Genomic DNA, 23,648 nt, shown 5'->3' on the forward strand with positions numbered 1-23,648 from the left:
AGTCATGATGATCAACGACCCCCTGAGCGACATGATCGCTCGCATCAAGAACGCGGCGACCCGCAAGCGTTCCAAGGTGCTGACCCCGGCCTCGCGTCTGCGCCAGCGCGTCCTCGACGTGCTGCAGGACGAAGGCTACATCCGCGGCTATTCGCTGGTTCAGAGCCCCGGCGAGTTTCCGCAGTTCGAGATCGAGCTGAAGTACTTCGACGGTCAGCCGGTCATTGCCGAGATCGCTCGCGTGTCCAAGCCGGGCCGCCGCGTCTATTCGGCCATCACCGACCTGAAGCCGATCAAGAACGGCCTGGGCATCTCGATCCTCTCGACGTCCAAGGGCGTGATGTCCGACGCCGCCGCCCGTGACGCCAATGTTGGCGGCGAAGTCCTCTGCAGGGTCTATTAAGATGTCCCGTATCGGAAAACGCACCATCACCGTGCCGAAGGGCGTGACCATCGCGCTCGACGGTCAGACGGTGACCGTGAAGGGTCCCAAGGGCGAGCTGTCCTGGACCGTCGCGGAAGAAATCGCCCTGAGCCAGGACGGCAACGACCTGACTCTGAGCCCCGTGAACGACACCCAGCGCGCTCGTGCGATGTGGGGCCTGTCGCGCACCCTGGTCGACAACATGATCACCGGTGTCTCGACGGGTTTCGAGAAGTCGCTCGACCTGGTCGGCGTCGGTTATCGCGCCGCTTTGAAGGGCCCGAACCTGTCGCTGCAGCTGGGCTTCTCGCACGAGGTGGATATCGTTCCGCCGGCTGGCGTGACCTTCGTCGTGCCCAAGCAGACCGAAATCAAGATCCAGGGCGCTGACAAGCAGGCCGTGGGTCAGATCGCCGCCGTCATCCGCAAGCTGCGTCCGCCGGAACCCTATAAGGGCAAGGGCGTGCGCTACACGGGCGAAAAGGTCCGGCGCAAGGAAGGCAAGAAGAAGTAAGTCATGGCCATTTCCCTCAAACAGGCGGCCAAGCGCCGCTCGGAGCGTACCCGCCGCCGCCTGAAGGCTGTGGCCAACGGACGCCTGCGCCTGTCGGTCTATCGCTCGGACAAGAACATCTCGGCTCAGATCATCGACGACGAAAAGGGCATTACCGTTGCCTCGGCCTCGTCGCTGGAAGGCGCCAAGGGCTCCAAGTCCAAGGGTTCCGACACCGAAGCGGCCACTCGCATCGGCAAGCTGATCGCCGAACGCGCGCTGGATAAGGGCGTCAAGGACGTCGTCTTCGATCGCGGCGGCTACATCTATCATGGCCGCGTCAAGGCGCTGGCGGAGGCCGCGCGTGAAGCCGGCCTGAACTTCTAAGGGACGAGAAGCATGGCTCGTGAACCCCAACGTAGCGGCGGCGGCAACGACCGTAACCGGCGCGACAACCGCAACGGCCCGGCCGTCGACGGCCCGGAATCGGACATCGTCGAAAAGCTGGTGCACATCAACCGCGTCGCCGCCACTGTGAAGGGCGGCCGTCGTTTCTCGTTCGCTGCCCTGATGGTCGTCGGTGACGGCAAGGGTCGTGTCGGCTTCGGTCACGGCAAGGCCCGTGAAGTCCCGGAAGCCATCCGCAAGGCGACCGAAGAAGCCAAGAAGACCATGATCCGCGTTCCGCTGCGCGAGAACCGCACCCTGCACCACGACGGCAACGGCCGTTGGGGCGCCGGCAAGATCATGATGCGCGCTGCCCCTCCCGGGACCGGCGTCATCGCGGGCGGCCCGATGCGTGCCGTTCTGGAAACCTTGGGTGTCCACGACGTGGTGGCCAAGTCCACCGGTTCGTCCAACCCGTACAACATGATCCGCGCCACCTTCGAAGCGCTGAAGGTTCAGTCCTCGCCGCGTCAGGTCGCGTCCAAGCGCGGCAAGAAGGTCTCGGATCTGATGGGTCGTCGCAACGACGGCGCATCGTCACCCGAAGCCATGGAGGGCTGATAGATGGCCAATACCGAATCCAAGGCCACCATCACGGTTCGTCAGACCGGTAGCCCGATCCGCCGCAAGTCGGACCAGCGCGCCACCCTGTCGGGCCTGGGTCTGAACCGGATGGGCCGTGAGTCCACCCTGGAAGACACGCCGTCGGTTCGCGGGATGATCGCCAAGGTCGCCCACCTGACCGAAATCGTCGAAAAGTAAGCGTTTCGCCCTCTCCCAGCCTGGGGGAGGGCGTCTTGCATCTTGCGATACTGAAGGGGGCCGCCTAGAAGCGGCCCCTCCTTATTTCAAAGCCGAGTCCGTCTTCATGGCGGGCGCGAGAACCCGAAAGGATCAGGCACATGAAACTGAATGAAATCCGCGACAACGAAGGCGCGCACAAGAAGCGCATGCGGGTCGGCCGCGGCCCGGGCTCGGGCAAGGGCAAGACCGCCGGTCGCGGCGTCAAGGGCCAGAAGTCCCGTTCGGGCGTCGCCATCGGCGGGTTCGAGGGCGGCCAGATGCCGCTGTACATGCGTATGCCCAAGCGCGGCTTCAACAATCCGAACGCGCTGAAGCTGGCCGAAGTCAACCTGTGGCGCCTGCAAGACGCCATCGATGCCGGCAAGATCGACATCAAGTCCGAGATCAAGGGCGATGCCCTGGTCGCCGCCGGCGTGATCCGCCGCGTCAAGGACGGCGTGCGTCTGCTGGGCACCGGCGAAATCAGCGCCAAGCTGAACCTGGTCGTCTGGTCCGCGACCGCAGGTGCGATCAAGGCGATCGAGGCTGCGGGCGGCACGGTCGTGCAGGAGCGGATCGCGGCCGAGGCCAAGGCCGCTGAACGCGTCGAAAAGCGCAATGCGGCCAAGGGCAAGGCTCCGGCTCCCAAGGCTCCGCGCGGCGACGCGAACAAGATCTCGGCCCGCGCCGCGCGTACGGCCGCCAAATAAGCTGTGGGGTCGGTCTCGCTATGAGGCCGACCTTCGCCTATCTGGACGTTGGCCCCGGATTCACGTTCGATGCGCCGCGTTCTGACCAGTCGGGGTAACGACACATGGCTTCGGCCGCCGAACAACTTGCCGCCAATATGAACATGGGCTCGTTCGCCAAGGCGACCGAGCTGCACAAACGCCTGCTGTTCACCCTGGGTGCGCTGCTGGTCTATCGCATCGGCACCTATGTGCCGATCCCGGGGATTAATTCGGAGGCCTTCCTGGCCTTCTTCCAGAACCCGGACGGCCAGCGCGGCGTGCTGGACATGTTCAACATGTTCTCCGGAGGCGCCGTCGAGCGGATGGCCGTCTTCGCCCTGAACGTGATGCCTTACATCTCGGCGTCGATCATCGTGCAGCTGATGGCTGCGGTGTATCCGCCGTGGGAAAAGCTGCGCAAGGAAGGCGGCGAGAGCGGCCGCAAGCAGCTGAACCAGTACACCCGCTATCTGACGGTGTTCCTGGCCCTGATGCAGTCCTTCGGCATCGCGGTCGGCCTGAACGCTCAGCAGGGCCTGGTCGATGCGCCCGGACTGTTCTTCATCATCTCGACCGTCACCACCCTGACGGGCGGCACCATGTTCCTGATGTGGCTGGGTGAGCAGGTGACGGCGCGCGGCGTCGGCAACGGCATCTCGCTCATCATCTTCGCCGGTATTGTTGCGGTGCTGCCGGGCACGATCGCGCGTCTGTTCGGCCTGGCTCAGCAGGGTCAGATGTCGGCCTTCGTCCTGCTGTTCATTGCGGCCCTGGCCGTCGCCACCGTCGTCTTCATCGTCTTCATGGAGCGGGCCCAGCGCCGTCTTCTGATCCAGTATCCGAAGCGCCAGGAAGGCAATCGGATGGCTGGCGGCGAGCGCAGCTTCCTGCCGCTGAAGGTGAACACCGCCGGGGTCATCCCGCCTATCTTCGCCTCCAGCCTGCTGCTGCTGCCTTCGACGGTGGCTCAGATGACGGCCAATGCGAACCTGCCGGCCTGGCTGGCCTGGCTGCCGTCGGCAGCGGGTCAGTTGCAGCACGGGCAGCCGGTGTTCACCGTGCTGTATGCGGTGCTGATCATCTTCTTCTGCTTCTTCTACACCTCGATCACCTTCAATCCCGAGGACACGGCCGAGAACCTGCGCAAATACGGCGGCTTCCTGCCGGGTATCCGTCCGGGCAAGCGTACGGCGGAGTATCTGGACTATGTCCTGACCCGCCTGACCGTGATCGGGGCCGCCTACATCACCGCCGTCTGTCTGTTGCCAGAGATCCTGGTCGCCCAGATGGGTAACAGCGTCTATTTCGGCGGTACCTCGATCCTGATCGTGGTGTCGGTGACGATGGATACGGTGGCGCAGATCCAGTCGCACCTGCTGGCGCACCAGTATGAGGGCCTGATCAAGAAGGCCAAGCTGCGGGGCAAGGGCGGTCGCACGCCCGGCACCAAGGCACCGGCCGGACGCTCGGCCGCTCCGGTCCGGCGCTAGGTCGGGCCTTTGGGGGAGGGCGGACGATGAATCTGATCCTGTTTGGACCGCCTGCGGCGGGCAAGGGTACTCAGGCCAAGCGTCTGGTCGAGCAGCGCGGCATGGTCCAGCTGTCGACCGGCGACATGCTGCGCGAGGCCATCGCGTCGGGCTCTGAACTGGGCCAGCAGTGCCAAGCCATCATGTCCGGTGGCGGCCTGATTGCCGACGACATCGTCATCGCCCTGATCGAGGCGCGACTGAAGGAGGCGGAGGACGCCGGAGGGGCCATCTTCGACGGTTTCCCGCGCACCCTGGGCCAGGCCGAGGCTCTGGACGCCATGTTGGCCAAGCTGGGCAAGAAGATCGACCATGTCGTTCGTCTGAAGGTGGATGACGGCCAGCTGCTTGAACGCATCGCCCGCCGCTACGCTGACCAGGGGCGGCCTGACGACAATCCGGACAGCTTCAAGGTTCGGCTGGAAGCCTATAACCGCAACACCGCGCCGCTTCTGCCGTACTATGACGAGAAGGGCCTGTTGACCGAGGTTGACGGCATGGGTTCGGTCGACGCCGTTGCAGCCGCCATCGATACGGCCCTCGACACGCGAGTCTGATCGACCTCTGCCGCTCGCGCGTTACAGTTTCCGACTGACGCGTCCGAGAGGCTGTATATGACCATCGCAGGGACCGCACGACCGAAGGTGCCGCAACGGCGCCGGTTCGGCCTTGGTTTGCTGGTGCTGTTGGTCCACCTGTCCTTCCTGCCCTTCCTGGCGCGGGTTTCTGCGCCAGAGCCGGCAGCTGATATCCCGCCGCCGGTCGAAGTGGTGCTGGTTTCGCCGCCGCCGCCCCCGCCGCCGCCGCCGCCCTTGCAGCCTGCCGTCGTGGCCGGTGGCGGATCGCCCGCTGCGCCCTCACGGGTAAACATCCTGCCCGATCCGCCGCCTGTGCCGCCCGAGATCGTTGCCCCGCCGGTCCAGGCCCCCGAGCCGTCGATCGTGGTCGGTACTGCGCCCTATGCCGATGCCGTGCCGGGGCCGGGCCTCGGCGGTCAGGGAACGGGCTCTGGCGGCGGTACAGGGGCGGGCAGGGGGCCTGGACGCGGTGGTCGCCCGCTGCTGCTCTCGGGGCCGTCGGTCGATCAGATCCGCAGGGTCTATCCGCGTGCAGCCCTGAATGCGGGCGTGTCGGGCAGAGGCCTGATCACTTGCCGCATTCGGCTGGACACGCGACTGGAAGACTGCCGTCTGGTGGAAGAAAGTCCGCCGGGGCGGGGCTTTGGGGCTGCCGCCCTCGCCACGGCTGCCAACTTCCGCTTTCGACCGCCCACCATTGATGGAGAGCCCTTGGCGGGCGCTGAGATCACCTTTGGCGTCGATTTCGATGCCGGACAGGTGCGCGGGCGTCGATAGGTGCCCGCAACCCATTGACGCAATCTGAATCGCCGCTATAACGGCGCGCTTCCGCGAAGGGCGCAGAACGCTCCTGGTCTGTTGACCGGAGCGTTTGTTGCGTCCGACAACGCGTATTTGGAGAGCTTCGTGGCCCGTATCGCTGGCGTCAACATTCCGACCAACAAGCGCGTCGTGATCGCGCTTCAATATATCCATGGCATCGGCCCGAAGTCCGCGCAGGACATCGTCGAGAAAGTTGGTATCGAGGCCGAGCGCCGCGTCAACCAGCTGACCGATGCTGAGGTCCTGCAGATCCGCGAGACCATCGACCGCGACCTGACGGTCGAGGGCGACCTGCGTCGCGAGACCTCGATGAACATCAAGCGTCTGATGGATCTGGCCTGCTACCGCGGCCTGCGTCACCGCAAGGGCCTGCCGGTCCGCGGTCAGCGCACCCACACCAACGCCCGCACCCGCAAGGGTCCCGCCAAGCCGATCGCCGGCAAGAAGAAGTAAGTAGAAAACGATGGCCAAGGAACCGGGTCGCGTAAAGAAGCGCGAACGCAAGAACATCACGTCGGGCGTTGCTCATGTGAATTCGTCGTTCAACAACACGATGATCACGATCACCGACGCCCAAGGCAATGCGATCTCGTGGTCGTCTGCCGGTCACATGGGTTTCAAGGGCTCGCGTAAGTCGACTCCTTATGCCGCCCAGATGGCCGCTGAGGACGCCGGCAAGAAGGCGCAGGAACACGGCGTGAAGACGCTGGAAGTCAACGTTTCGGGTCCGGGTTCTGGCCGTGAATCGGCGCTGCGTGCCCTGCAGTCGGTGGGCCTGACCATCACCACCATCCGCGACGTCACGCCGATGCCGCACAACGGCTGCCGTCCGCCCAAGCGCCGCCGCGTCTAAGCGACTTCGCCGCCGACCCTATTCAACGCCGGTCCCGCCTCCCTGACGAGGTGAGAGGGACCGGCGAAACCCGCTCCGAGGGACACCTATGATCGAACGTAACTGGCAAGAGCTGATCCGTCCCGAGAAGCCGCAGATCGAGCTCGGCTCGGACTCCCAGCGCAAGGCGCGCCTGGTGGCCGAACCCCTCGAGCGCGGTTTCGGCGTGACGCTCGGCAATGCCCTGCGCCGCGTGCTCCTGTCCTCGCTGCAAGGCGCGGCGGTCACCGCCATCCAGATCGACGGCGTGGTCCACGAATTCTCCTCGCTGGAAGGCGTGCGCGAGGACGTGGTCGACATCGTGCTGAACATCAAGCAGCTGGCTCTGCGCATGCATGCCGAGGGCCCCAAGCGCATGACCCTGCGTGCCACCGGCCCCGGGCCCGTGACCGCCGGCCAGATCGACGTCCCCGCGGACATCGACGTGCTGAACCCGGACCACGTCATCTGCACCCTGGATGACGGCGCCTCGATCCGCATGGAACTGACCGTCCAGAACGGCAAGGGCTATGTCGCCTCCGAGCTGAACCGTCCGGAAGACGCCCCGATCGGCCTGATCGCGGTCGACGCCCTGTATTCGCCGGTCAAGCGCGTCGCCTATCGCGTCGAGCCGACCCGCCAGGGCCAGTCGCTGGACTATGACAAGCTGGTGCTGGAAGTCGAAACCAACGGTGCCGTCTCGCCGGTCGACGCGGTGGCCTATGCCGCCCGTATCCTGCAAGACCAGCTGCAGATCTTCATCACCTTCGACGAGCCCAAGAAGGCGGTCGAGGCCACGGACGGCAAGCCCGAACTGCCGTTCAACCCGGCCCTGCTGAAGAAGGTCGACGAGCTGGAACTGTCGGTCCGTTCGGCTAACTGCCTGAAGAACGACAACATCGTCTACATCGGCGACCTGATCCAAAAGACCGAGGGCGAGATGCTTCGCACCCCGAACTTCGGCCGCAAGTCGCTGAACGAAATCAAGGAGGTCCTGACCTCCATGGGTCTGTCGCTCGGCATGGATGTGCCGAACTGGCCGCCCGAAAACATCGAAGACCTGGCCAAGAAGTTCGACGACCAGATCTAGTTTCAACCCTCCGCCCGATCCTCTCGATGAGGGGTGCCGGAGCGGTTAGAATGAGGACAGCCCCAGGTCCCGAGCCCCTAGCGGCGAACGGATACCAGGACTGGAGTAGGAGAGACCCCGATGCGCCACGGCGCCGCCTATCGCAAGCTTGGTCGCACGACCAGCCACCGGACCGCCATGTTCGCCAACATGGCTGCGTCGTTGATCAAGCATGAGCAGATCACGACCACCCTGCCCAAGGCCAAGGAACTGCGTCCCTTCGTCGAAAAGCTGGTCACCCTGGCCAAGAAGGGCGACCTGCACGCCCGTCGCCAGGCCATCAGCCAGGTTCGCGACGTGCCGCAAGTTGGCAAGCTGTTTGAAACGATCGGCCCCCGCTATGCCGAACGTAACGGCGGCTATATCCGCATCATGAAGGCTGGCTTCCGCCACGGCGACAACGCCGCCATGGCCGTGATCGAGTTCGTCGATCGCGATGTGGACGCCAAGGGTCAGGACTCCGGTCCGGTCTATGAGGTCGAGGGCGACGACGAAGCCTGATTTCGGCCCGTCAACGCTGACATTCGAAAGGGCGGCCCGAGCGATCGGGTCGCCCTTTTGCTTGGGCGCTAACGCTCACCGCTTGAGCGCGGGTTCTGCGGCCTTCCGTCCGTCGTTCTCGGGCGGCGTCAAATGTCTTGCGTGTGCAGATCGCCTCCGGCTCCGCCGATACCTTGGGCTGGGCTGGGCTCTGCGGCGCTTGCGGATGCGTGGGGACCTTATTCGACGCCTATTCCGTCGGTCCGCGGCTCCTTCGAGCGAGCGAGACGATCCCGTCGCGTGTCATCGCCGTTCCCTTCAGCTCTTTGCCACGGCATCGCACTTCTGCTGCCAGCCCGATGGACGACCCGGCGGTAATGGCGCGCGCCGGCTGGACGGTTCGATCCGCTTCCAGAGGGGCTCCGTCCAGACCAAAGAATTCGACGGACGACACGCTCATCGTCCACGCGGTGCAATCGAGCGAACCTGAAACCACGTAATAGGCGACCTCCCGACCGCCTGACGTTCGCCCGGGAGCGGGGAGGGTGGCAACGGCCAGTCGCTGCGGCCCCGACCGGACTTGGGAGCCTCCCTGAACGAGGTAGAAGTTGCCGTCGCCGAAGAAGTACGGCGTCCACTCGGCATTCTGGGCATCCTGGGCGGCTGCGGGGGCGGCGATCGATAGAGCCGCGAGCACGGCGGGAGTGAGGCGCATCGATGTCTCCTGGGTCGCTGGCATTGTGCCTCCGACAGAGGTGTCCACAGCTGACGAAACGTGACGACGTATTCGTCTGCAGCAAACAGCCGCGCGGCTGATCAGGGGGCGAGGGCGATGCCGCCATATTGTGGAAAGTCGTGAATCACTGCGATGTCGGGGGGCCTGAAGGGGGAGCCTCCATGTCCAAGACACCGTCGCCATCCCAACTGCGTTTTCTGGTCGGCATCATGCTGGGCGCCTCGCTGGCGCTGATCGGGCTGGCGGTCTGGATGATCGCCAGGGACGAGGGGTCGCCCGTGCTGGTGGCCGTGGCGGGGTCGATGCTGGCCGCCTTTGCCGCCATCATCGCCGCCCAGGGCAAGAAGAAGAGCTGATGCAGGCCATGAGTGACGAACCGTCAGGGGGCAGGAAATGAGAGTGCTGCTTCTGTCCGTGACGGTTGGGGCTCTGGTGTTCGCTGGACTGGTTCCGGTGGCGAAGCGCAGGATGGCTTTGACGAAACAGAGCGCGCCAGTCGCGAACTGGCGTTCGAGCAGCGTCAGCCCTTCGGTGGCCTGACGCAGTTTGCCTATCTCAGCCGCAGTTGGTCGGTGAATACCTTCTACACGGTGTTCCGCGGTCGACCGCCGGAGCAGACCAAGTTCTGGATCGTCCGGCGGGTGACGGGCGGAGCGGGGCAGGCGAACACGATCGTGGGGGCCGACTCGCGTACCTGCGAGGGGGTCGAAAAAGCCTTTATCGCGATGGAACAGTTGCCGGTTGTCAGGCCCGATGCGCCGCAGCTTGGCCAGGAAACCGAGACGATGGGGCTGGTCCTGGACGGCACCCAGCACATCTTCTGGAACCGGTGGGCGCGGTCTGGTCCAGACGATGCCACGGTGGGGCTGGAGATCTCCGGGAATGTGAATTCGCCGGTGGCGGAATGGTGGGCCGAGGCGGCAGGGTCACTGTCGCAATGCTGGCGCGCGACCCCGCCGGAGTGACCGGCCGCGCGCCGCTCTGACCGCTATTCCTTCGACAGGTCCTGGCGGTTGAACCAGACGATGGCGCCGGCGGCGGGGAGCAGGGTCCACAGGGCGAAGCTGAGCCAGGCCTTGAGCACCATGCCGTCGGCGACAGCGGCGGCGTCGGGTCCGCCGCGGACCAGGGTCTTGAGCGTGTCCAGCCCGCCGCCCGGATTGACCAGGACCGACAGCCAGCTGTCAGGCAGGAAGCCCATGGGCGGCAGGACCTGCATCGGCAGGAAGAACTGGGCGATGCCCAGGACCAGGGGCACGAACAGGGCGACCAGCAGGGACCGGGTCATGACGGCGGCCAAGAGGCCGATCATGGTGAACTGGATGATCCGCAGCAGGCACAGTCCGGCCAGCAGCAGGATCTGCCCCACATCGCCCAGGCTGAGGGTAAAGGCCAGGTCGCGCTCGAACACCATGGCCTGGATCAGGTCGCTGATGGTGCCCGAGACCAGCATGGCCAGCATGGCGATCAGGGCCAGGCCGACCACGACGGCCAGCTTGCCCAGCAGCAGGTTGGGCCGCGTGTTGCGCGCACTGACCAGACGCCAGGTCTCCCACCGATAGTCGCCAGCATAGACGGTCGCCGCCCCAATCAGGATGAACAGCAGGACCAGCGCATTGGACAGGCCCGCCGCATTGGCGATCATGGCCTGGCCCAGGTCCAGCGGCTGGGTCGACAGCATCTGGGTCAGTTCGGGCGGCGCCTCGGGGTCGGCGGCCATCTTGGTGGCATTGGCGTCGATGACGACGCTGCTGATCGCCCCACCGACGAGCAGCAGGATGGGGGCGAAGAACACGCTCCAGAACCAAGTGGTGCGGCTCTTGGACAGGCGGAAGGCCTCCGCGCGAATGGCGTCAGCCCACATGGTCATGCTCCGGTGTCTGGACGGCACCCGTCTCGGTGAAGAAGACGCTTTCCAGGTCGGTGCCGACCCAGCGCGCCTCGTCGATGTCTATGCCCTGTTCGACCAGGGCGCGGATCAGGGCCGGGCCCTCTGCTCGCGGCACATGGGCCAGGATGGCCGTGCCGTCGGTGCTGGCGCGGTCGCCCAGAATGGCGGCGGCGCGTTGCGGGGCACTGTCGACCGGCGTCAGGGACAGGCGCAGACGCTCGCCCGTGGTGGTCAGGTCGGCGACCGTGCCCTCGCGCACCAGCTTACCGCGGTTCATGATGGCAACGCGGTCGCAGACGCGCTGGACCTCCAGCAGCTGGTGGCTGGCCAGGATGACGGTCAGGCCGTCGTCATGGGCCAGACTGCGGATAAGGGCGCGCATCTCCTGGATGCCGGGGGGATCCATGCCGCTGGTCGGTTCATCCAGGATGATCAGTTCCGGCTCGGTGATCAGGGCGGCCGCCACGCCCAGGCGTTGCAGCATGCCGACCGAGAAGCCGCGCACGCGCCGGTCCGCCGCCTCGGTCAGGCCGACCCGCTCCAGCCAGCGATCGGTGCGGGTGGTGTCGGCCTTCAGCCCATGGGCCAGCGACAGCCAGGTCAGGACTTGGCGCGCGGACATATAGGGGGGATAGCGGGGCGTCTCGATCATCGAGCCCATACGGCGCATGGAGGCCGGATCGCCGATCGCGCCCCCCATCACCGTGGCCGAGCCCTCGGTGGGGCGGATCAGACCCAGCAGGATGCGGAACAGGGTCGACTTGCCGGCACCGTTGGGACCCAGCACGCCATAGACGCCGCCCTTTGGAATGCTCAGGCTCAGGCCGTTCAGGGCCCGCACCGTGCCATAGGTCTTGGTCAGACCGGTCGTTTCGATGACTGCGCTCATGGGCCGACCTTGGCGAGAAGCCCGGCGCGCCACAAGCCGGATCGTGATTAAACTTAGGCAATGTCGTGGCGGGCATGTGGCGCGCGGAACGATCGGAAAGCGCGGCGGTTTGACGGCCTGATCCGCCATCAAGCCGACGAAATGCCGGGGCGAAATGGCGCTGTTACCTGGCTCGGAGAGACCCGCCCGATGAAGACCCACGCGTTGATCGCCATCGCTGCCTTGACCATGTCGGCCTGCGGAGCGCCCGCCGACACCCAGGCTCAGGAAGGCGTCTTTGCAGAGACGAACCGCGTCACGCCGGGCGATGCCGGTTCGATGAAGGCCAGTTTCGCGCCCGTGGTGCGCACCGCCGCCCCGGCCGTGGTCAATATCTCGGCGCGCGGGGTGCAGACTGTTCGCGATCCCTTCTGGGGCCAGTTCAGCCAGCCGACCGGCTCGGTCGGATCGGGCGTGATCGTGCGGCCCGAGGGCGTGGTGGTCACCAATGCCCACGTCATCGCCGGGATGAGCGAGATCAAGGTGGTACTGAACGACCGGCGGGAGTTCTCGGCCCGCGTCATCCTGGCGGACGAACGCAGCGACATCGCCGTGCTTCAGCTGGAAGGGGTGGAGGAGCGCCTGCCGACCCTGAGCATCGACGACCGCGAGGAACAGCAGATCGGCGATCTGGTCCTGGCGATCGGCAATCCGTTCGGGGTGGGGCAGACGGTGACCAACGGCATCATCTCGGCCCTGAACCGGACGGAGACGGGCATTTCGGACTCCGGCTCCTTCATCCAGACGGATGCGGCGATCAATCCGGGGAATTCGGGCGGGGCGCTGGTCGACATGGACGGCGAGCTGATCGGGATCAATACGGCCATCTTCTCGCGCTCGGGCTCCTCGTCCGGGGTCGGGTTCGCGGTGCCGGCCTCAATGGTGCGCCAGGTGGTGGACAGTGCCGTCGGCGGGGCCCGGGCCGTGGTCCGGCCATGGCTGGGCATCAAGGGCGAGAGCGTCACCGCCGAGCGTGCGCGCGAGCTAGGGCTGGAGCGGCCGCGCGGTCTGGTCGTGACGGGCGTCTATGCGGGCGGGCCGGGCGCGCGGGCGGGCCTGCGTGAAGGTGACGTCATCACCGCCGTGGACGGGGCCGAGGTCAACGACCAGGGCGGGCTGAACTTCCGCGTCGGGACGCGCGCGCCGGATACGGCGGTGCAGGTCGAGATCCTGCGGGGTGGGCGGACCCAGACCCTGTCGGCGCGGGTCCAGCCCCTGCCGGGCGATGCCGACGTGGCGCGGGCCGTGACGATCCAGCAGGGGGCCCTGGCCGGGGCCCAGGTCCTGACCCTGAACCCCGCCCTGGCCGATGCCCTGGGTGGCGATCCATTCGCCAGCGGCGTGATCATCGGCCGGGTCGCGCGCGGCAGCTATGCCAACCGCATCGGCTTCCAGCGGGGCGACATCGTCGTGGCCGTCGACGGCCGCCCGGTGACCTCGACACAGGCCCTGGCCAATCTGGGCCGCGGGGCCGAGGTCACGATCCAGCGTGGCGGCCAGCGGGTGACGGGGGTGATGCGGTAGGGGGCAGGTCGAATTTGTTCGATCGTCTTTGACGGTGCTGGTCGTAGAGCCTACCCCATAGGAACGATGTCTCTGCTCAATGCAGGGGCTCGAAGGACTATAGCCGATGACTATCGTGACCCATACCGACCTGACGACTACACCTGATGCGCTGCTTGACGATCGCGCCGTGTGGACCGCGCCGACCCTGCAGCATTTCGACACGGTGTCGGCGGGAAACAGTGGTGGCTACGGTGCCGACGGTGGCTACGGTGGCTCGTGACGCAAAGTCCGTACCCGCAGCTGGAGCCGTTGTTCGATGGAGCGGCTGTCCCATAACCAACCTGCCACCAGCCTAATTTCTCGCACCGTGCAAACGGCATTGACCGTGCCAACCGCGTGATCTAACAGCGCAATTTCAAGATCCGCGCTGTGCGGATAAAATGCGTGAGAGCGATGACTGTCGACAAAAATAGCGATTTGACCACCGTTGCAAACGTGGCTGTCGACAACCGTGCCGAGTGGATCGCGCCTGTTCTGGAATGTCTGGACGTCGAGTCCGCAGAGGCCGAAGGCCCCAGGCGGGATGTTTACGGCGCGCCTCTGAGCTGAGATTGCGACCAGCGGCGGGAGCGATCAGTGGGTTGGGTGAATAAGGCGCACGATGCATAGACCCCTGCCGCTGGAGCCTTTGTTTGACTGGCCAGTGGGCGATATTCTAGCCGCCTTGCCGTCGAATGATGACGCGGTCTGGGGCGTGTTCAACACGCGCCAGGCCAAGTTTGAAGTCCACAATGCGACCCGGTCGATCGTATTCCGCTGGCTGGAAGAGCTGATGATCGCGGACCCGCAGCCGGTCGCGCGCCTGACCTATCCGGCACCGGCATTGTCCGATGCCGTGAACCGGGCGGTGGATGCGATTGAGGGCCATTATGGCGGCACCGCCGTGCGGGCCCTGCTGGTCGAACTGGCCCCCGGCCACACCATTCCCACGCATCGGGACCATGGCCTGCTGCTGCGTGACACCCATCGCTGTCACCTGCCGATCCTGACCCATGAGGGGGTGCGGTTCCCGATCGACGGCATCGACCATCATCTGGCGGCGGGCACCGTCTATGAGGTGGACAATATGCGACGGCATTCGGTGGCCAATGCGGGGCCGGGGCGCCGGGTGCACCTGATCGTCAACGTCCTGCCGTCCGGATGGACCCCGCCGTCAAAGACGAGCGTAGCCGAAGGCCTCGAAGTCGTCTGAGAACATGGCGTTGATGGTGGCGATCTGATCGGGGCGCAGGACGTCGCGCGGGTCGAACCGATTGGACATCATCCCCTCCTTGGCATGGGGCAGGACGATGCGGTCGGGCACGCCCAGCCGCGCGAGGAAGGCGTCGAACTCGTCCTGAAGCTGTTCGTAGTGGATGACGAAGCGGTCCATCCGCCCGCTCGGATCGCCATAGACGTCGGGCGAGAACATCTTCTTCAGCCAGCCAGATTCGAGTTCCTTATCAAACGCCTGGGCCCAGGTCTTAGGATCGGTCCGCATGTCTGCGCCGCGGGTATAGTCCGTGTAGTTGTCGCGCATGTTCAGGGCCGACAGCACCCGCGCATAGGGGGAGCGGGCCAGGCAGACGGCCGTGAACCCATCCAGCGAACCGGGATAGTGTTCGATCACCTCTGACAGCTTGGTGTGGGCGGTAAATCGGCTGGACGGCTGGGGCACGCGGTGCAGGTTCTCGTCCGGCGTTTCGCGCACCAGGGTGTCATAGGCGGCTTCCAGCAGGGGAGAGGCCCCATAGTTGCGGCTGCGCACGCCCAGGGCCTGTCGGCGGCGTTCCTCCAGGGCCACCATGGGGGGTAGGATGTCGTCGGGCCCGCAGATGGCGGATAGGCCGATCTCGACACTGGTGCCGCCCACCTTCACGGCGCGGACGAAGACGAATTTGTGGGCGATGGACAGCAGCAAGGCGGAGACTCTCTTTCGAAGTTCCCCATAGCGGCATCGTGAGGAAAGCGCAGTGACAATGCGCGGGGGGTAGAGGGCGGCGAGACACCTGTGCAACAGCCTGATAGGTCTGACCCATGTCAGACTTGTTTGAAGCCTCCGGTATCCATCCGCCCGGTGCCCCCCTGGCCGACCGGCTGCGGCCCGCAACCCTGGACGAGGTGGTGGGGCAGGATCACCTGCTGGGGCCGGGCGGGCCGATCCGGCGGATGATCGAAGCGGGGCGGCTGGGGTCCATGATCCTGTGGGGGCCGCCGGGCACGGGAAAGACCACCATCGCCCGTCTGCTGGCCCAGGCGGCGGGGTATCAGTTCCAGCAGATCAGCGCCGTCTTCTCGGGCGTGGCGGACCTGAAGAAGGCGTTCGAGGCGGCGCGGATGCGGCGCGCGGCCGGCCAGTCCACCCTGTTGTTCGTCGACGAAATCCACCGCTTCAACCGCGCGCAACAGGACGGCTTTCTGCCGTTCGTGGAAGAGGGGGTGGTGACCCTGGTCGGGGCCACGACCGAGAACCCATCGTTCGAGCTGAACGGGGCCTTGCTGTCGCGCAGCCAGGTGTTCGTTCTGAAGCGGCTGGACGATGCGGCACTGAATCAACTGTTGATCCGGGCGGAGGCGCACGAGGATCGGACCCTGCCCCTGACGGCGGAAGCGCGTCATGCCCTGCTGGCCCTGGCCGATGGGGACGGGCGTTATCTGCTGACCATGAGCGAGGTGCTGTTCGACCTGCCGGCCGATGTGACGCTGGATGTGCAGGGGCTGGCCGGAACGCTGCAGAAGCGCGCGCCAGCTTACGACAAGAGCAGAGAAGAACACTATAACCTGATATCTGCACTGCATAAATCGGTTCGTGGGTCGGACCCGGACGCGGCTCTTTACTGGCTGGCGCGGATGCTGAACGGGGGCGAGGATCCGCTGTATCTGGCGCGGCGGATCGTGCGGATGGCGGTGGAGGACATCGGTCAGGCGGACCCGCTGTCGCTGCTGGTCGCCAATGCGGCCAAGGATACCTATGACTTCCTGGGATCGCCGGAGGGGGAGCTGGCTTTGGCTCAGGCGGTGGTGCACCTGGCCACCGCGCCCAAGTCGGTCGGCGTCTATGAAGCCTATAAGGCGGCGTCCAAGGCGGCGCGCGAGACCGGTTCGCTGATGCCGCCCGCCCACATCCGCAACGCTCCGACCAAGCTGATGAAGTCGCTGGGCTACGGCAAGGGCTACCAATACGACCCCGATACGCCGGAAGGGTTTTCGGGTGCCAACTTCTTCCCCGACGGGATGGACCGGCGCACCTTCTATGCGCCAAAAGGCGAGGGGCACGAGGCCAAGGTCAAGGAACGGCTGGAACGCTGGGCCGCGATGCGGGCGGAGGCCATGGCCAAGGGAGACGACGCATGAAGACGATGATGATCCTGGCGACCGTGGGGGTGGCGGTCGGGCTATCGGCCTGCACCGACAGTTCGCGCGCCCGTCGTGAGGCGACCTTCAGCGATCGCCCGGCGGACATCACCTGCTGGAGCTATGGCACCCAGACCTTCCAGGGCCGCTCGACCGGCAAGATCAGCGACCGCGAGGGCAGTATCTCGTTCGTCGACGCGTCCAACGGGCGCTACACCGTGATCGATGGCGAATGCCGCCTGGTCTACGACAAGTAGGTCCGTCTGACTGAACGGCGTTCATTGTCGCGGAGCGCGGTTCGGGCATAGGTTGCGGTCATAGACCTTGGGAGGGGTTTGATGACTTCGATGACCGTCAAGACGCCGTGGCACCTGTGGGTGGTCGGCGGGATTTCGCTGCTTTGGAACGGGTTCGGCGCGTTCGACTTCGTGATGACGACGACGCAGGGGGAAGCCTATCTGCGGGCGTCCGGCTTCGATCAGCCGATGATCGACTATTTCACCGCCATGCCGAACTGGATGTATGTGCCCTGGGTGCTGGGCGTGTGGGGCGGGCTGCTGGCCGCGGTCCTGCTGCTGATCCGAAACAGGCTGGCCGCGCCGGTGTTCGCCCTGTCGCTGCTGGGGGCGGTGGGCAGTCTGGTGTTCGGCCTGATCAACCCGATGCCGGAACTGCCGGAAGCCATGGCGATGATGAAGTTCATGCCCTGGGTCATCGTGGCGCTGGCGGCGTTCCAGGCGTGGTATGCCTGGACCATGTCGAAGGCGGGCGTGCTGCGCTAAACGGCTGACGCGGCCCTTCTCATCGCCTATGCAGGCGCGGTGAGAGAGCCCCCTGTCCTGACCGAGCAAGAGATCGCCGACGTTCGCGCCTGGGTGATCCACGAGGACGAACACGTCCTGGCCTTCAACAAGCCGGCGGGCCTGTCCAGCCAGGGAGGGCGCATCCAGGCCCATACGCTGGACGATCTGCTGTGGGCCTTTGCCCGGTCGAATGGCAAGCGCCCGGACCTGGTGCACCGGCTGGACCGCGATACCTCGGGCGTCATCCTGGCGGCTCGGACAAAGCCTGCGGCCGGGTTCCTGGGCAAGGCGATCGAGGCGCGCAGGTTTCAGAAGACCTATGTGGCCCTGGTCTCTGCCGCCCCCGACCCGGCGTCGGGCGTGATCGAGGCCCCCCTGCTGCGCCAGGAGATCGGCCGCGAAAGCTATATGCGGGTGGCCCCGCCCGGCACGCCCGGCTCACAGACGGCGCAGAGCCGCTATCGCACCCTGGCGCACAGCGTGGATGGGGCGCTGGTGGAACTGTCGCCGGTGACCGGCCGGATGCATCAGCTGCGCGTACACATGGCCCATATCGGCCGACCGCTGGCGGGGGACGTCCGCTATGGCGGGGCGCTGACGTTTGCCGGAATGGCGGCACCGCGCCTGATGCTGCACGCGGCCCGGCTGAAGTTTCCGCATCCTTCGGGCGGTTATCTGACGCTTGAGGCCCCGCCGCCGGAGGATTTCGGACTGCTGGCGCGCGCGGCAGTGCTCTGACTTGGCTGAGGAACCTGTGGCAGGTGCCGAGCGCTAAAGGAACAGAACCGGGAGATCTCGCCATGATCCGCCAAGCCGCCGTTGCCATCACCGCCGCCCTGTCCCTGTCCGCCTGTGCCAGCCTGGCTCCCTACGGGCCGCAGGGGTCGCCGAATGGGCAGGGCTTTGCCGAGCAGCGGATCGAATCCAACCGATATCGCGTGACCTATCGAGGCGTTGGGGCACCCGGGCCCGTGGCCGATCGGGCGCTGCTGCGCGCCGCCGAGCTGACGCTGGAACAGGGCTATGACTGGTTCGAGGTCACGCAGCGCTGGACCGATGGCCGGCCGGACAGTGCCGGCGGCATCCGACCGAATGTCTCGATCGGCGCAGGCAGCAGCCGGTACGGCGGGTTTTCCGCTTCGGGTGTCGGTGTGGGCGTGGGCCTGAACCTCAGCGGGCCGTCGCCGACGTCCACAGTGTTGGAAGTCGTTCTGGGGCGAGGCGCCAGGCCGGATCGTCCCAATGCCTATGACGCACGCGGCGTGCGCGACGCCATCCGGCCCTGATAGAGCGCGGGTTCAGCGTCCGCGCGTCAGGGCCCGGTATTCGACCAGCCGTTCCTTGTCGCGGCGCACCTGATCGCCGACGGCGTTATCGACATCCAGCGAAGCGTATCTGACCCAGTTATCGGCCCCCAGCTTGTCCTGGATGGCCGCGACGGGTGTCTGCCATCGGACATAGGATATCCAGCTGACGAAGACGCCCAGGATGACGGCCAGGGCTTGCAGGGCGCGGAAGGCCCCGGCCTCGGCAGGGGCGGGCTCCAGCGCGAACAGCACCAGCCAGACAACCAGGATCAGGGGCGTGACAATGCGGGCCACCCAGCGCATCCAGTAACGCTCGCGCCGGACACGCCACAGCTCCAGCTGGATGTATTTCTCGAGGTACTCCATCCGCGCCCCGATCCACATGGTCAGGCGGGTCAGATAGAGGGCGCGCTGGCCCCAGGCCTTGCCGTCCATCTGATACTGGGTTTCGGCCTGGTCGGCCATGGCGCGGGCCGAGGTGAATAGGTTCTGCAACTCACGCGTCCGCTGCACGATCTCGCGCGAGATTTCGTAGGAATCGTTCTCCAGCCGGAAGCGGTACTGAACGAACAGAATGGCCAGCACGCCCCAGAACACGCCCACGGTGGCGAACATGGCCACGACGGCCAGGCCCAGTCCCATCGGCTGTGACCCCGTCCAGGTCGAGAACCAGGTCGGGCCCAGCGTCGCGAGGAGGGTGAAGGCTACCAGGGCCAGGGCCTGGGCCAGCCGCTTGGACCCGATGTGGACCAGCAGAGCCCCGAAGACGCCCCGTCCATAGTCGTGGATATGGCTGCGGATATCCAGGTCGGCGGGGAAGCGCTCGTTGATCTGACGGGTGTACAGGACGTGGAAACGATCCGGCTTTCCGTCCGACTCCCAGAACGGAAAGATGTCCAGCGCCTGGTTGAAATATTCGTCGATGTGGGCCGACACCCCGGCGATTTCTTCGGGGTCGTATGAGAAATAATGGCTTTCGCCGATCGGCTTCAGAATTCCGTCGGCCGAGCGCAGCCGCTGGGCCGCAGGCGGGGTCGGGGCCGGGGCCTCGCGGTCGGGATGGTTTTCGGCCCCCGAGGGCGGCGGGCTGGCGGCCGGCGGCAGATGAGCCCCAGAAAAAGGCGTGTCTGGCGTTTCGTTCGACATAGCCGCTGACTCGATCCCACAAGGTGACCGGTGATTATGTCAGAACGCGCGGCCCGGCCACCGGCGTTCTCCCAGAGCGCGAAGGGGCGCAGTCCAGCTATCGCCGTTAACCCTGTCCGGCTGCAAGTGAAGATTACGTCAGGCAGGGGCCTGCGGACTGCTTCGCAAATCCCCGCGACGGCGTATAAGCGCGCCGACATGACACGTTTCCTGCTCGTCGCCCTGGGAGGGGCCCTCGGCTCCATGGCCCGATATGCGGTCGGTCAGGCCGCTGTGAAAATGGCCCCTGGCGTCGCCTGGCCCTGGGGTACGCTGGCGGTCAATGTCGTGGGCGGGCTTCTGATGGGACTGCTGACGGGCTGGCTGGCGCTGCGGGGCGGAGCGGGCCAGGAGACGGTCCGCGTCTTTGCCGCCGTCGGGGTGCTGGGTGGGTTCACCACCTTTTCCGCCTTCTCGCTGGAGGCGGCGCTGATGATCGAGCGGGGGCGGCTGGGAACGGCGGCGGCTTATGTCGGGGTATCTGTGGCGGCGTCGATCGCGGCCCTGTTCCTGGGCCTGATGCTGGCCCGGCGGGTGCTGGCATGAGCCGTGAAGTCCAGACCCTGATCGTCGACGCCGCCGAAGACGGCATCCGCCTCGACCGCTGGTTCAAGCGGCGCTGGCCCCATGTCTCGCACATTCAGGTCCAGAAACTGGCCCGCAGCGGCCAGATCCGCGTCGACGGGGCCCGTATCAAGCCGGAGGGACGTCTGACCGCCGGGGCCGTGGTGCGCGTACCGCCGCTGCCAGAGGATGCGCCGCGTCAGCCGGGCGATCCGCATCAGCTGTCCGAGCGGGACATCGCCTTTGCCAAGTCCCTGGTCCTTTACGAGGACGACCTGGTGATCGCGCTGAACAAGCCGCACGGCCTGGCGGTGCAGGGCGGGACCAAGACGACCAAACACGTCGATCGGCTGCTGTCGGCCTGGGGCGAGGGGTTGGACCGGCCGCGGCTGGTGCACCGGCTGGACCGCGACACGTCCGGCGTGCTGCTGCTGGGGAAGGGGCCCGAGGCCGCCAAGCGTCTGGCGGGAGCCTTTGCACGGCGTCAGGCCAAAAAGACCTACTGGGCCATCGTCATGGGCCTGCCCAAGCCGGGCAGCGGCCAGATCGACGTGCCGCTGAAGAAGTCCGGCATCAACGACTATGAGATCATGCGGCCGGCCGACCGCAAGGAGGCGGGGGCCGAACCGGCAGAGACCGCCTTTACCGTCATCAGCCATGCGGGCCAGCGCGCGTCGTGGATGGCGCTGCGCCCCTTCACCGGCCGGACGCATCAGCTGCGCGCCCATATGAAGGCGATCGGCCATCCGATCCTGGGCGATCCCAAATACGGCGACGAGGCCTCGGCCCAGCTCAGCGGCCTGCTGAAGCTGCAGTTGCATGCGCGGCGGATCGAGCTGGACCACCCGTCCGGCGGCACCTTGACGGTGGAGGCTCCGCTGAGCCCCGAGATGAAGGCCGGTTTTGCCCATTTCGGCTTCGAGCCGTCCGAGGGCCGCGACGACCCGTTCGTCGGGGTGCGGCGTCAGCGATGACGGCGGCCGATCCGGTGCAGCAGGCCCGGTCCCTGGCCGCAGCCGGCCGGATGCCCGAGGCCGTCGGCCTGCTGAAAAAGGTCGGTCGTCTGGATATCGCGCTGGACCTGCGTCGCGGCGAGGTGAAACAGCGCCCGGCCAGCGCCGTTGCCGAGCACAATCTGGCGTCCATCCTGGGTGACATGGGCCGGGCCCCCGAGGCCGAGGCCGCCGCGCGCAGGGCCCTGGCCAAGGGGGGCGAGGCTCCGGAGACCTGGCTGGTCCTGGCCCGCGCCCTGCTGGCCCAGGATCGCTTTGACGATGCAGAGAAGGCTTATGAACAGGCCTTGTCCCGGCGCCCCGCCTATGCCGAGGCCGTGCGGGATCTGGCCCAGCTGATCTGGATGCGTACCGGCGATGCGGAGGCGGCACTGCGGCCGTTCCAGCCCGCGCTGGACGCCGCGCCGGGGGCAGCCGATCTGCGGATCGCACGGGCCACTGTCATGGAATATGGCGGCGCAGCACCGGACGCCGTCTGGTCTGCGCTGCAGGCCGATGGCACCGATGCGGGGATCGAACTGGCGGCGACACAGGCGGCGCTCGGCTTCGATCCGGCGCGCGCCCTGGACCATGCCCGGGCGGCCTATGCCCTTCGTCCCGATATGCGCACGGCCCTGAAGCTGGCCGAGGTCTATCTCGTCGTCCGACAGGCGCAGGCGGCCCTGCCGCTGATCGAGGCGGTTCATGTTGCCCAACCCGCTGATCAGAGCGCGCTCGGTCTTCTGGCCGTGGCCTGGCGGCAGATGGACGATCCGCGCGCGGCGGCCCTTTATGACTATGGGGCCATGGTTCGGGGCTGGACCATCGACACGCCCGCGCCGTGGAAGACCCTGCCGGACTATCTGCGCGACCTGGCCAGGTCGCTGAGGAAGCTGCATCGGCTGACGACCCATCCGTTGGGGCAGAGCCTGCGTCACGGCACCCAGACGACCGCCAGCCTGCTGGCCAGCCGCGACCCGGCCATCCGGGCCTTTTTTCGTGCCATCGACCGGCCGATCCGGGCCCATATCGCCGGACTTGGATCGGGGGACGATCCGTTGCGCCGCCGGATTACAGGTGATTACCGACTGTCGGGCGCGTGGTCGGTACGGCTCGGTGCGGGAGGCTATCACGCGGCCCATGTCCATCCGGAGGGCTGGCTGTCGTCGGCCTGCTATATCGATCTGCCGGATGCCGTGGATGGAGCCGACCGGCAGGGCTGGATCGGCTTTGGCGGCCCTCCGTTCGCGTCCGACCTGCCGCACCAGCATTTCGAGAAGCCCGAGCCGGGCAAGCTAGTGCTCTTTCCGTCCTATATGTGGCACGGCACGATCCCGTTTCAGGGGGATCAGACCCGGCTCACCATTGCCTTTGACGTGGTGCCTGCATGACCAACCCCCTGGCCGTCTTCGACATCGACGGCACCCTGGTCGACAGCCGGGCGTCCATCTTTCGCGCCGCGACGGAGGCGGCCCGTGACCTGGGCCTGCCTGAGCCGGAGTATGACCGGGTGCGCCGGATCGTCGGCCTGTCGCTACATCACGCCCTGCATACGCTGGAGCCCACGCTGACGGATGCCGAACTGGCGGACTTCGTCGCCGCCTTCCAGGCCAGTTTCCGCCGGATGCATGAAGAGGCGTTTCAGGAGCCCCTTTATCCCGGGGTGATGGACACTCTGCGCCGCCTGCACCGCGACGGATGGCGGCTGGCCCTGGCCACGGGGCAGAACCGGCGCGGCGTGGCCCGCAATCTGGCGCGCGAGGGCTGGGCCGAGCTGTTCGTCTCGTCCCACTGTGCCGAGGACGGGCCGGGCAAGCCCGACCCCGCCATGCTGAGAGCCGCCATGACGGCCTGCGGGGCGACGCCAGCCGGTACCGTCATGATTGGCGATACCAGCCACGACATCCTGATGGCCCTGAACGCCGGAGCCCATCCGCTGGGTGTCGCCTGGGGCTTTCACACCATTGAGGAACAACAGGCCGCCGGGGCCCGCCATGTCGCCTTGGACACCCCCGACCTGGAGGCCGCGCTGGATCGTTTCGCCAGCGCGGCCTGA

At 66.4% G+C, this 23,648-nt stretch carries 33 protein-coding genes; 28 read left to right on the forward strand and 5 right to left on the reverse strand.

The window, feature by feature from the left end:
* The first annotated feature begins 4 nt into the window (after nt 1–4).
* The 13 genes from rpsH (at nt 5) to rplQ (ending at nt 8,308) form a co-directional block, all read left to right on the forward strand.
* Nucleotides 5–403: a 30S ribosomal protein S8 gene (rpsH, locus tag JIP62_RS14335; RefSeq protein WP_201102818.1), complete on the forward strand. Its 399-nt coding sequence runs from the start codon at nt 5–7 to the stop codon at nt 401–403.
* Nucleotide 404: 1 nt separating this feature from the next.
* The gene (rplF, locus tag JIP62_RS14340; RefSeq protein WP_201102819.1) at nt 405–938 is read left to right on the forward strand and encodes a 50S ribosomal protein L6; all 534 of its coding nucleotides are present in this window, start codon (nt 405–407) and stop codon (nt 936–938) included.
* 3 nt (nt 939–941) lie between these two features.
* On the forward strand, nt 942–1,304 hold the full coding sequence (gene rplR / locus JIP62_RS14345; RefSeq protein WP_201102820.1) for a 50S ribosomal protein L18: 363 nt from the start codon (nt 942–944) through the stop codon (nt 1,302–1,304).
* Between the two features lie 12 nt (nt 1,305–1,316).
* Nucleotides 1,317–1,925 (forward strand): 30S ribosomal protein S5, encoded by a 609-nt coding sequence (rpsE, locus tag JIP62_RS14350; protein ID WP_201102821.1) that lies wholly within the window; start codon nt 1,317–1,319, stop codon nt 1,923–1,925.
* Nucleotides 1,926–1,928: 3 nt separating this feature from the next.
* Nucleotides 1,929–2,126, forward strand: a complete 198-nt coding sequence (gene rpmD / locus JIP62_RS14355; RefSeq protein WP_201102822.1) for a 50S ribosomal protein L30 — start codon at nt 1,929–1,931, stop codon at nt 2,124–2,126.
* Between the two features lie 140 nt (nt 2,127–2,266).
* Entirely contained in the window at nt 2,267–2,857 is a 591-nt protein-coding gene (rplO, locus tag JIP62_RS14360; RefSeq protein WP_201102823.1) for a 50S ribosomal protein L15, read from the forward strand.
* 104 nt (nt 2,858–2,961) lie between these two features.
* On the forward strand, nt 2,962–4,368 hold the full coding sequence (gene secY, locus JIP62_RS14365; RefSeq protein ID WP_201102824.1) for a preprotein translocase subunit SecY: 1,407 nt from the start codon (nt 2,962–2,964) through the stop codon (nt 4,366–4,368).
* A 26-nt stretch (nt 4,369–4,394) separates the two neighbouring features.
* Entirely contained in the window at nt 4,395–4,964 is a 570-nt protein-coding gene (locus JIP62_RS14370; RefSeq protein WP_201102825.1) for an adenylate kinase, read from the forward strand.
* Between the two features lie 57 nt (nt 4,965–5,021).
* Nucleotides 5,022–5,762 carry a TonB family protein gene (locus JIP62_RS15265; protein WP_201102826.1) on the forward strand — a complete coding sequence of 247 codons (741 nt, stop codon included), beginning with the start codon at nt 5,022–5,024 and terminating at the stop codon, nt 5,760–5,762.
* Between the two features lie 129 nt (nt 5,763–5,891).
* Complete coding sequence (gene rpsM, locus JIP62_RS14380; protein ID WP_201102827.1) at nt 5,892–6,260, forward strand: 30S ribosomal protein S13; 369 nt, start codon at nt 5,892–5,894, stop codon at nt 6,258–6,260.
* Nucleotides 6,261–6,270: 10 nt separating this feature from the next.
* Nucleotides 6,271–6,660 carry a 30S ribosomal protein S11 gene (gene rpsK, locus JIP62_RS14385; RefSeq protein ID WP_201102828.1) on the forward strand — a complete coding sequence of 130 codons (390 nt, stop codon included), beginning with the start codon at nt 6,271–6,273 and terminating at the stop codon, nt 6,658–6,660.
* 88 nt (nt 6,661–6,748) lie between these two features.
* Nucleotides 6,749–7,768 carry a DNA-directed RNA polymerase subunit alpha gene (locus tag JIP62_RS14390; protein WP_201102829.1) on the forward strand — a complete coding sequence of 340 codons (1,020 nt, stop codon included), beginning with the start codon at nt 6,749–6,751 and terminating at the stop codon, nt 7,766–7,768.
* A 120-nt stretch (nt 7,769–7,888) separates the two neighbouring features.
* Nucleotides 7,889–8,308, forward strand: a complete 420-nt coding sequence (gene rplQ, locus JIP62_RS14395) for a 50S ribosomal protein L17 (RefSeq protein ID WP_201102830.1) — start codon at nt 7,889–7,891, stop codon at nt 8,306–8,308.
* 229 nt (nt 8,309–8,537) lie between these two features.
* Here the strand turns inward: rplQ and JIP62_RS14400 are convergent, their stop codons facing one another.
* Nucleotides 8,538–9,002, reverse strand: a complete 465-nt coding sequence (locus JIP62_RS14400; protein ID WP_201102831.1) for a hypothetical protein — start codon at nt 9,000–9,002, stop codon at nt 8,538–8,540.
* Nucleotides 9,003–9,184: 182 nt separating this feature from the next.
* Between JIP62_RS14400 and JIP62_RS14405 the strand changes: the two genes are divergently transcribed.
* Nucleotides 9,185–9,379, forward strand: a complete 195-nt coding sequence (locus tag JIP62_RS14405) for a hypothetical protein (RefSeq protein ID WP_201102832.1) — start codon at nt 9,185–9,187, stop codon at nt 9,377–9,379.
* 12 nt (nt 9,380–9,391) lie between these two features.
* The gene (locus JIP62_RS14410) at nt 9,392–9,988 is read left to right on the forward strand and encodes a hypothetical protein (RefSeq protein WP_201102833.1); all 597 of its coding nucleotides are present in this window, start codon (nt 9,392–9,394) and stop codon (nt 9,986–9,988) included.
* A gap of 23 nt (nt 9,989–10,011) precedes the next feature.
* Here the strand turns inward: JIP62_RS14410 and JIP62_RS14415 are convergent, their stop codons facing one another.
* Together JIP62_RS14415 and JIP62_RS14420 are read right to left on the reverse strand one after the other, a co-directional pair.
* A complete protein-coding gene (locus tag JIP62_RS14415) occupies nt 10,012–10,893 on the reverse strand; it encodes an ABC transporter permease subunit (RefSeq protein WP_201102834.1) in 882 nt (293 codons plus the stop codon).
* Nucleotides 10,877–11,803 carry an ABC transporter ATP-binding protein gene (locus JIP62_RS14420; RefSeq protein ID WP_201102835.1) on the reverse strand — a complete coding sequence of 309 codons (927 nt, stop codon included), beginning with the start codon at nt 11,801–11,803 and terminating at the stop codon, nt 10,877–10,879. The genes JIP62_RS14415 and JIP62_RS14420 overlap by 17 nt, the downstream gene beginning before the upstream one ends.
* A 189-nt stretch (nt 11,804–11,992) precedes the next feature.
* Between JIP62_RS14420 and JIP62_RS14425 the strand changes: the two genes are divergently transcribed.
* From JIP62_RS14425 to JIP62_RS14435, 4 genes are all read left to right on the forward strand, one after another.
* Nucleotides 11,993–13,366: a trypsin-like peptidase domain-containing protein gene (locus JIP62_RS14425; RefSeq protein ID WP_201102836.1), complete on the forward strand. Its 1,374-nt coding sequence runs from the start codon at nt 11,993–11,995 to the stop codon at nt 13,364–13,366.
* 106 nt (nt 13,367–13,472) lie between these two features.
* Complete coding sequence (locus JIP62_RS14430) at nt 13,473–13,628, forward strand: hypothetical protein (protein ID WP_201102837.1); 156 nt, start codon at nt 13,473–13,475, stop codon at nt 13,626–13,628.
* A 197-nt stretch (nt 13,629–13,825) separates the two neighbouring features.
* Nucleotides 13,826–13,957 (forward strand): hypothetical protein, encoded by a 132-nt coding sequence (locus JIP62_RS15270; RefSeq protein ID WP_269145459.1) that lies wholly within the window; start codon nt 13,826–13,828, stop codon nt 13,955–13,957.
* 52 nt (nt 13,958–14,009) lie between these two features.
* Nucleotides 14,010–14,600, forward strand: coding sequence for an aspartyl/asparaginyl beta-hydroxylase domain-containing protein (locus JIP62_RS14435; RefSeq protein WP_201102838.1), 591 nt, complete (start codon nt 14,010–14,012; stop codon nt 14,598–14,600).
* On the opposite strand, the gene JIP62_RS14440 is transcribed toward JIP62_RS14435, so the two are convergent.
* Entirely contained in the window at nt 14,562–15,308 is a 747-nt protein-coding gene (locus JIP62_RS14440; protein ID WP_201102839.1) for a sulfotransferase family 2 domain-containing protein, read from the reverse strand. The genes JIP62_RS14435 and JIP62_RS14440 overlap by 39 nt on opposite strands.
* Before the next feature lie 116 nt (nt 15,309–15,424).
* Here JIP62_RS14440 and JIP62_RS14445 point away from each other — a divergent pair, with 116 nt between their 5' ends.
* From JIP62_RS14445 to JIP62_RS14465, 5 genes are all read left to right on the forward strand, one after another.
* Nucleotides 15,425–16,741, forward strand: a complete 1,317-nt coding sequence (locus JIP62_RS14445) for a replication-associated recombination protein A (protein WP_201102840.1) — start codon at nt 15,425–15,427, stop codon at nt 16,739–16,741.
* Nucleotides 16,738–16,998, forward strand: a complete 261-nt coding sequence (locus JIP62_RS14450) for a hypothetical protein (protein ID WP_201102841.1) — start codon at nt 16,738–16,740, stop codon at nt 16,996–16,998. The genes JIP62_RS14445 and JIP62_RS14450 overlap by 4 nt, the downstream gene beginning before the upstream one ends.
* Before the next feature lie 81 nt (nt 16,999–17,079).
* Nucleotides 17,080–17,523, forward strand: coding sequence for a hypothetical protein (locus JIP62_RS14455; protein ID WP_201102842.1), 444 nt, complete (start codon nt 17,080–17,082; stop codon nt 17,521–17,523).
* A gap of 39 nt (nt 17,524–17,562) precedes the next feature.
* The gene (locus tag JIP62_RS14460; RefSeq protein WP_230974775.1) at nt 17,563–18,282 is read left to right on the forward strand and encodes an RluA family pseudouridine synthase; all 720 of its coding nucleotides are present in this window, start codon (nt 17,563–17,565) and stop codon (nt 18,280–18,282) included.
* Nucleotides 18,283–18,344: 62 nt separating this feature from the next.
* Nucleotides 18,345–18,830 (forward strand): CC0125/CC1285 family lipoprotein, encoded by a 486-nt coding sequence (locus JIP62_RS14465; RefSeq protein ID WP_201102843.1) that lies wholly within the window; start codon nt 18,345–18,347, stop codon nt 18,828–18,830.
* 12 nt (nt 18,831–18,842) lie between these two features.
* Here JIP62_RS14465 and JIP62_RS14470 read toward each other — a convergent pair whose 3' ends face one another.
* A complete protein-coding gene (locus JIP62_RS14470; RefSeq protein ID WP_201102844.1) occupies nt 18,843–19,997 on the reverse strand; it encodes a hypothetical protein in 1,155 nt (384 codons plus the stop codon).
* 198 nt (nt 19,998–20,195) lie between these two features.
* Between JIP62_RS14470 and crcB the strand changes: the two genes are divergently transcribed.
* The 4 genes from crcB to JIP62_RS14490 are packed head-to-tail and all read left to right on the forward strand — an operon-like array spanning nt 20,196 to nt 23,648.
* Nucleotides 20,196–20,582 (forward strand): fluoride efflux transporter CrcB, encoded by a 387-nt coding sequence (crcB, locus tag JIP62_RS14475; RefSeq protein WP_201102845.1) that lies wholly within the window; start codon nt 20,196–20,198, stop codon nt 20,580–20,582.
* Nucleotides 20,579–21,574, forward strand: coding sequence for an RluA family pseudouridine synthase (locus JIP62_RS14480; protein WP_201102846.1), 996 nt, complete (start codon nt 20,579–20,581; stop codon nt 21,572–21,574). The genes crcB and JIP62_RS14480 overlap by 4 nt, the downstream gene beginning before the upstream one ends.
* Nucleotides 21,571–22,983 carry a putative 2OG-Fe(II) oxygenase gene (locus tag JIP62_RS14485; protein WP_201102847.1) on the forward strand — a complete coding sequence of 471 codons (1,413 nt, stop codon included), beginning with the start codon at nt 21,571–21,573 and terminating at the stop codon, nt 22,981–22,983. The genes JIP62_RS14480 and JIP62_RS14485 overlap by 4 nt, the downstream gene beginning before the upstream one ends.
* Complete coding sequence (locus JIP62_RS14490) at nt 22,980–23,648, forward strand: HAD-IA family hydrolase (protein WP_201102848.1); 669 nt, start codon at nt 22,980–22,982, stop codon at nt 23,646–23,648. The genes JIP62_RS14485 and JIP62_RS14490 overlap by 4 nt, the downstream gene beginning before the upstream one ends.

The sequence above is a fragment of the Brevundimonas vitisensis genome (assembly GCF_016656965.1).
GTDB classification, from domain to species: domain Bacteria; phylum Pseudomonadota; class Alphaproteobacteria; order Caulobacterales; family Caulobacteraceae; genus Brevundimonas; species Brevundimonas vitisensis.